We start from the raw sequence: 7,231 nt of genomic DNA, 5'->3' as shown, positions 1-7,231 counted from the left end.
GCCGGGGGCCACGGGGGGCGGGCGAAACGCCCCCCGTGCCGTTCACCCGCAGCGGGTGTGAGAAAAGCGCTGGATTCATCGTGAACGGAACATTCCACGAAACTGAACGGAAGATCCATAACACGAGCAGCCAACGCGCTTATTCGCCCAAACCACCCTAAAAACGACCATCAGCCGGCCGTTCAGGCGACGATCTGCTCCATCGCCTGCAGGATCCGCTTATCGGAAATCGGGTACGGCGTCCCCAGCTGCTGGGCGAAGAAGCTGACGCGCAGCTCCTCGATCATCCAGCGGATCTCCTGCACGTCCTCATCGTCACGGCGCGCCGGCGGCAGCTTATTGAGCCACTGCTGCCACGCCTGCTGAATGCTCTCAATCTTCAGCATCTGCGCGCGATCGCGATGGGGATCGACGGCCATTTTCTCCAGCCGTTTTTCAATCGCCTGCAGATAGCGCAGCGTATCCCCCAGCCGGCGGAAGCCGTTGCCGGTGACGAATCCGCGATAGACCAGCCCGCTCATCTGCGCCTTGATATCCGACAGCCCCAGCGCCATGGTCATATCCACGCGCCCTTTCAGGCGCTTGTTGACGTTGAACACCGCGGTCAGGATCTGCTCAACCTGTTTGGCAATCTCCACCACCGTATCGTTGAGCTCGGCGCGGACCTTTTCGTGCAGCTTCGCAAACCCCTCTTCGGTCCATACCGGCCCGCCGGCCTCGTCGATAAGCTTATCGACGCCGCAGGAGATGCAGTCATCAATCAGATCCAGCACCTTACCGTAGGGGTTAAAATAGAGCCCCAGCTTGGCTTTATTCGGCAGCTTCTCGTGCAGATATTTAATCGGCGACGGAATGTTCAGCAGCAGCAGACGTCGCAGGCCGCGCCACATCGCCTGCTGCTGCTCAAGCGGATTGTCGAACAGCTTAATGGCGACGCTGTCACGTTCGTCCACCAGCGCCGGCCAGGCCTTAACCCGATAGTTGCCGCGCTTTTGCTCATAGCTTTCCGCCAGCGTGCCGAAGCTCCAGATATGCAGCCCGCTCTGCTCGATACCGTCATCGGCCACCGCGGAGAGCGTCTCCTGCACTTTCCCCTTCAGCGCGTCCTTTAACTCCTGCAGCGAACGGCCTTCGGCGAGCTTCTTGTTCTTATCATCCACCACCCGGAAGGTGATTTTTAGGTGATCGGGCACCTGATCCCACTGCCAGGCCTCGCGGTCAATGGTCACGCCGCTCATCCGCCGCAGCTCGCGCTCCAGCGAATCCAGCAGCGGCAGCTCCAGCGGCGTCGCCCGGCCTAAAAAGGCTTCGGCGTAGTTCGGTGCCGGGACAAAGTTACGCCGCACCGGTTTCGGCAGCGACTTAATCAGGGCGATAATCAGCTCCCGGCGCAGGCCGGGGATTTGCCATTCAAAACCGGCCTCCTCCACCTGATTGAGCAGCGGCAGCGGAATATGCACCGTCACCCCGTCGGCGTCGGCGCCCGGTTCAAACTGGTAGGTCAGGCGCAGCTTGAGGCTGCCCTGATGCCAGAAGTTCGGGTAGTCCAGCTTGCTGACCTGCTCCGCGCCCTCTTTAATCAGCATGCTCTTTTCGAAGTTGAGCAGATCCGGAGTCTCGCGGCTGGCCTGCTTCCACCAGTTGTCGAAATGGCGCGCTGAGATAACGTCATGGCTGATGCGCTGATCGTAGAACTCAAACATCGTCTCGTCATCGACCAGGATGTCGCGGCGGCGCGATTTGTGCTCCAGCTCTTCGATCTCTGTTCGCAGCTTGAGGTTATCGCGGAAGAAGGCGTGACGGGTCTGCCAGTCGCCCTCCACCAGCGCGTGGCGGATAAACAGCTCGCGGCACAGCGCCGGGTCAATCTGGCTGTAGTTCACCTTACGGGCGGCAACGATCGGCAGGCCGTAAACGGTCACTTTCTCCGTCGCCATCACCGCCCCCTGCGCCCGCTCCCAGTGCGGTTCGCTGTACGAGCGCTTAATCAGATGCTGCGCCACCGGCTCCACCCATTCCGGGTCGATGCGCGCGGCGATGCGCCCCCACAGGCGGCTGGTTTCCACCAGCTCGGCCACCATGGTCCACTTCGGCGGCTTCTTAAACAGCCCGGAGCCCGGGAAGATCGAGAAGCGGGCGTTGCGCGCGCCGGTAAACTCCTGCTTGTCGGTATCCTTCATGCCGATATGCGACAGCAGCCCGGTCAGCAGCGCGGTGTGAATTTCGCGGTACTCCGCCGGTTCGCTATTGACCGGCAGGCCCAGCTCTTTCACCACCTGGCGCAGCTGGGTATAGATATCCTGCCACTCGCGCACCCGCAGATAGTTAAGAAAATCAAGGCGGCACTGGCGGCGGAACTGGTTCGACGACAGCGCCTTCTGCTGCTCGCCGAGGTAGTTCCACAGGTTGACGAAGGCGAGGAAGTCCGACTCTTTATCGTGGAAGCGGCGGTGCTTCTCATCCGAGGCCTGCTGCTTGTCCATCGGACGTTCGCGCGGGTCCTGAATCGACAGCGCCGAGGTGATGATCATCGCCTCGCGCACGCAGCCGTGCTTTTGCGCTTCCAGCACCATCCGTGCCAGCCGCGGGTCAACCGGCAGCTGGCTGAGCTGGCGGCCCATCGGCGTTAGCTTATAGGCGGTCATCTGCTCGTCGGTGGTAATCGCCCCGAGCTCCTCCAGCAGGCGCACGCCGTCCTGGATATTACGCTTGTCCGGCGCCTCAACGAACGGGAAGGCGGCGATATCGCCCAGCCCCAGCGCGGTCATCTGCAGAATAACCGACGCCAGGTTGGTGCGCAGGATTTCCGGGTCGGTAAACTCCGGGCGCGACAGGAAATCGTCTTCGGAATAGAGACGAATACAGATCCCTTCCGATACGCGGCCGCAGCGGCCTTTACGCTGGTTAGCGGAGGCCTGAGAAACGGGCTCAATCGGCAGGCGCTGCACCTTGGTGCGGAAGCTATAGCGGCTGATGCGCGCGGTGCCCGGGTCGATAACGTACTTAATTCCCGGCACCGTCAGCGAGGTTTCCGCGACGTTGGTCGCCAGCACGATGCGCCGCCCGCTGTGGGACTGGAAGACGCGGTTCTGCTCGCTGTTCGACAGCCGGGCGTAGAGCGGCAGCACTTCGGTATGCCGCAGGTTGAGCTTATTGAGCGCATCGGCGGTATCGCGGATCTCCCGCTCGCCGCTCATAAAGATCAGGATATCGCCGGGGCTTTCATGGCCCAGCTCATCGACGGCGTCGAAAATCGCCTGCAGCTGATCGCGTTCGGTATCGTCGGCCTCTTCCACGATCGGCCGGTAGCGAACTTCGACCGGATAAGTGCGACCGGAAACTTCGATAATCGGCGCGTGGTTAAAGTGGCGCGAGAAACGTTCCGGATCGATGGTCGCCGAGGTGATGATGATTTTCAGATCCGGACGCTTCGGCAGCAGCTCCCGCAGGTAGCCGAGCAGGAAGTCGATATTGAGGCTGCGTTCGTGGGCCTCATCGATAATGATCGTGTCGTACTGCATCAGCAGCCGGTCCTGCTGGATTTCCGCCAGCAGGATACCGTCGGTCATCAGCTTGACCATGGTGTTGTCGCTGACGTGGTCGCTAAAGCGCACCTTGTAGCCGATGCAGCCGCCCGGTTCGCTTTGCAGCTCCTCGGCGATGCGGTTCGCCACGGTACGTGCCGCCAGACGACGCGGCTGGGTGTGGCCAATTAAGCCTTTCACCCCGCGCCCGAGCTCCATGCAGATTTTCGGCAGCTGAGTGGTTTTACCGGAGCCGGTCTCCCCCGCCACAATCACCACCTGGTGGTCGCGCACGGCTTCGAGGATCCCCTGCTTTTTCTGGCTTACCGGCAGGTTTTCCGGATAGGTAATCGCCGGCCGCGCCGCTTCACGCAGCAGGACTTTCCCTGCTGCTGCCGCAATCTCCTGCGCCATCTCCCGCAGAATAGCCTGCTGGGATTCAGGATTTTTAACCTTCTTCACGCCGTGCAGACGGCGGGAAAAGCGTGACCTGTCGCGCAGCATCAGGCCATCAAGCTGCTGGAAGAGCTGGGGGAAGGTGAAAATTTGTTGTTCTGTCATAGCGTTATCGGGCAGTGCTCTGCCAGGAAAAATCTCTTTTGAAGTATTGCTGTAGATTACCACAGCTGATCATTTCATGCCTTGTTCAAAAAAACTGAACACTGAGTTCGATTTATTGCGCTTTCTCTGTGGCATGATTGTGAATAAAGTGTCAGCAAGCACCAGGGCATCGACCCGTCAATCTCATATAAGGAAACACCCATGAGCAAAGTATTAGTTCTCAAATCCAGTATTCTGGCAGGGTACTCGCAATCCGGTCAGCTGTCCGACTATTTTGTTGAACAATGGCGTGAAAAGCACGCTGAAGACGTTATCACCGTGCGTGACCTGGCAGCAAATCCGATTCCGGTACTGGATGGCGAACTGGTTGGTGCTCTGCGTCCGAGCGATGCGCCGCTGACTCCGCGTCAGCAGGAAGCGCTGGCGCTGTCCGACGAGCTGATCGCCGAACTGCAGGCGCATGACGTGATTGTTATCGCCGCGCCGATGTATAACTTCAACATCCCGACTCAGCTGAAAAACTACTTCGACCTCGTGGCTCGTGCTGGCGTTACCTTCCGCTACACCGAGAAAGGGCCGGAAGGTCTGGTTACCGGTAAACGCGCCGTTGTTGTCACCAGCCGCGGCGGCATCCATAAAGATACCGCGACTGACCTGGTCACGCCGTACCTGTCGACCTTCCTCGGCTTCATCGGCATCACCGACGTGAACTTCGTCTTCGCTGAAGGCATCGCTTACGGTCCGGAAGTGGCGGCCAAAGCGCAGAACGACGCAAAAGCGGCCATCGATAGCGTGGTTGCAGCGTAATATAGATTGCGACTCCCACCGCCCGGTGGGAGTTTTTTCTCCCCCTCACCCGCTTTACGAGACGCCTCGTAACATCAGCAGCCCATTCAGCCAGAAAACCATTCAGCCTGTACGATAGCGCTCACGGCTTGAGGCATTCCGTCTCCGACCTGCGGGCACCCGCCTGACCAGATTGCCGTAAAATTAGGGATGGGTACTATGTACACATATCGGTGTACATGGTACCTTAATAAGGAGCGTACTTATGTGCTGTGCGATTGAATTTATCGAAACGCCGCTGTTTACCCGGCAGATACAACAGCTTGCTACTGACGATGAGCTTAGGGCGCTGCAGAAAGAGCTCATTGGCAATCCGGATGCCGGGGATATCATCCAGAATACGGGTGGGCTACGGAAAATCAGGATGGCGACAGGCTCTCAGGGGAAAAGCGGCAGCGCGAGGGTGATTTATTTCCTCGCAACCGCTGAGATTATCTATCTGGTTTTGGCGTACCCAAAAAGCATCAAAGATAGCCTGACCGATGCTGAAAAAGCGCAGCTCAAAAAACTAGCCAAACGACTGAAAAATGAGGTGTGATATGAGTTTTTTTGATGAGCTTCAAACGTCTCTCAAAGAAGCCGTTGATATCAAAAATGGCGATAAAGCCCCGGCCCGCGTGACTCGCTATGAGATTGCTGACGTGAAGGCCATTCGAGCGCGGCTGAACGTTTCCCAGACGGAAATGGCGCAAGCGCTGGGAACCAGCGTGGATACCATTAAAAGCTGGGAATCCAGACGACGCAACCCAACGGGGCTGGCGGCAAAAGTGCTGGCGGCGATTCAGGCGAACCCGGCGCTCTTTCAGGAGCTGGCTAAATATTAGGCCCTCCATGCCGGAGGGCCGGAGGGCTACTGCTCAGGATGATGATTTCGGCCGCAGGCTTTCGTCAAACTCCAGGCGCTTTCTCTGCGGTTCCACCTCTTTCAGCGGCTCCACCTGATGCAGCGTTTGCTGGCAGCGCTCGACCAGCACCTGATACTCCCGCGTCCCCTGCTTTTTCCACGCGATCTCCTGCTCGCTCAGGGTGCGAATCGCCTTCGCCGGGCTGCCGACGATCAGATGGTTGGCCGGCATCTCGGCTTTAGCCTTCACGAACGCCGAGGCGCCAACGATGCTGTTTTCGCCAATCGTCGCGCCGTCGATAATCACCGCGCTCATCCCCACCAGCGCGTTGCGGCCGATGACGCAGCCGTGGAGGATCGCCCCGTGGCCGATATGCCCGTCCTCTTCGACCACCGTATCCTGGCCGGGAAAGCCGTGCATCACGCAGTTATCCTGAATGTTGGCGCCGTCTTTCACCAGGATACGCCCAAAATCACCGCGCAGGCTGGCGTTGGGCCCGACGTACACGCCTTTCCCGAGGATCACGTCGCCAATCAGCACCGCCGTGGGGTGAACGTAGCTCTCATCCGGTACCACCGGGGTCATACCGTCAATCTGATAAATCGGCATCGGCTCTCCTTAAGCGGCGGTCAGGCCGCCAAAACGTTGAAAATAGAGCGGCCCCGGCGCCGGCAGTTCGCCGACCGAGCTCTCCCCGTGCTCGCTCACGAAGGCCAGCGCGCCGGGGGCGACGCGTTGATAAATATTAATGCACAGCTGGCGCGCGGTCTGCCCCAGCCAGTGCGCCGGCAGCAGCTCCTCCGGCAGGAGCGGATCTTTGAGCACCACCCGACGATAAAAATGGATTAACAGCAGCTGGATCTGGAAGCAGCGCTCTGCGGTCAGCTCCGCGCTATCGACGTCGCGCAGCAGCGGCAGCAGCGGGCGAAACAGCGAAATAAAGGTCTCGTACATCGCGTTTTGCTCGGTCAGATGCCAGCACTCCTCGACGCGCGCGCGCAGCGCCGCCCGGGAGAGCGCCAGCGGAGAGTGCGCTTCAAAGCAGATGACGTTTTCCGCCACCCCCGCCTCGTGCAGCAGCGACTGGACGTCCGCCAGCTTCTGCGCCGGCGAGGCGAGCAGGCTCGGCGCGAGCGCGCCAAAACCCTGCCACAGAAGCTGCTTTTTCACCTCCGCCAGGGTGTTCTTTTCCAGCCCCTCGGAGAGCAGCAGCAGCCAGGTGCCGTCCCACTCCGGGGCGCCGGCGCGATAAATTTTGTGCTCCGCGCGGCGGGTCAGGCGTAGCCCCTTGTCGCTCAGACGATAGAAGCTGCGGCGGCCGATGCGCACCACGTCCAGCCACTCCTCCTTGTTGAGGCGAAACAGCGCCGTACGCACAAAGCGCTCGCCGAACCCCAGCCCTTCGAGCAGGGCCGCCACGCTGCCGAGCCACACTTCGCCCCCGCGCTGCAGTAG

6 protein-coding genes are annotated in these 7,231 nt (G+C 60.0%); 3 read left to right on the top strand and 3 right to left on the bottom strand.

The genetic code is table 11. The features are described 5' to 3' along the window. Positions 1 to 182: 182 nt before the first annotated feature. Complete coding sequence (gene hrpA, locus PFH44_RS22940; protein WP_283826259.1) at positions 183 to 4,085, bottom strand: ATP-dependent RNA helicase HrpA; 3,903 nt, start codon at positions 4,083 to 4,085, stop codon at positions 183 to 185. 201 nt (positions 4,086 to 4,286) lie between these two features. Between hrpA and azoR the strand changes: the two genes are divergently transcribed. The 3 genes from azoR (at position 4,287) to nadS (ending at position 5,755) form a co-directional block, all read left to right on the top strand. Next, the gene (gene azoR, locus PFH44_RS22935) at positions 4,287 to 4,892 is read left to right on the top strand and encodes an FMN-dependent NADH-azoreductase (RefSeq protein WP_041145278.1); all 606 of its coding nucleotides are present in this window, start codon (positions 4,287 to 4,289) and stop codon (positions 4,890 to 4,892) included. Positions 4,893 to 5,136: 244 nt separating this feature from the next. Next, positions 5,137 to 5,469 carry a type II toxin-antitoxin system RelE/ParE family toxin gene (locus tag PFH44_RS22930; RefSeq protein WP_283826258.1) on the top strand — a complete coding sequence of 111 codons (333 nt, stop codon included), beginning with the start codon at positions 5,137 to 5,139 and terminating at the stop codon, positions 5,467 to 5,469. A 1-nt stretch (position 5,470) separates the two neighbouring features. Beyond that, entirely contained in the window at positions 5,471 to 5,755 is a 285-nt protein-coding gene (nadS, locus tag PFH44_RS22925) for a NadS family protein (RefSeq protein WP_041145276.1), read from the top strand. Positions 5,756 to 5,788: 33 nt separating this feature from the next. On the opposite strand, the gene paaY is transcribed toward nadS, so the two are convergent. Together paaY and paaX are read right to left on the bottom strand one after the other, a co-directional pair. Next, positions 5,789 to 6,385 (bottom strand): phenylacetic acid degradation protein PaaY, encoded by a 597-nt coding sequence (paaY, locus tag PFH44_RS22920; RefSeq protein WP_045855144.1) that lies wholly within the window; start codon positions 6,383 to 6,385, stop codon positions 5,789 to 5,791. Between the two features lie 9 nt (positions 6,386 to 6,394). Then, positions 6,395 to 7,231 (bottom strand): phenylacetic acid degradation operon negative regulatory protein PaaX (paaX, locus tag PFH44_RS22915; protein ID WP_283826257.1); only part of this gene is annotated, 837 nt, incomplete at its 5' end.

The sequence above is a fragment of the Klebsiella sp. Ech2A genome (assembly GCF_030078455.1).
Classification (GTDB): Bacteria; Pseudomonadota; Gammaproteobacteria; order Enterobacterales; family Enterobacteriaceae; genus Klebsiella; species Klebsiella terrigena.
Note: the sequence above shows the minus strand (reverse complement) of the source record. Positions and strands in the feature narration are given on the sequence as shown.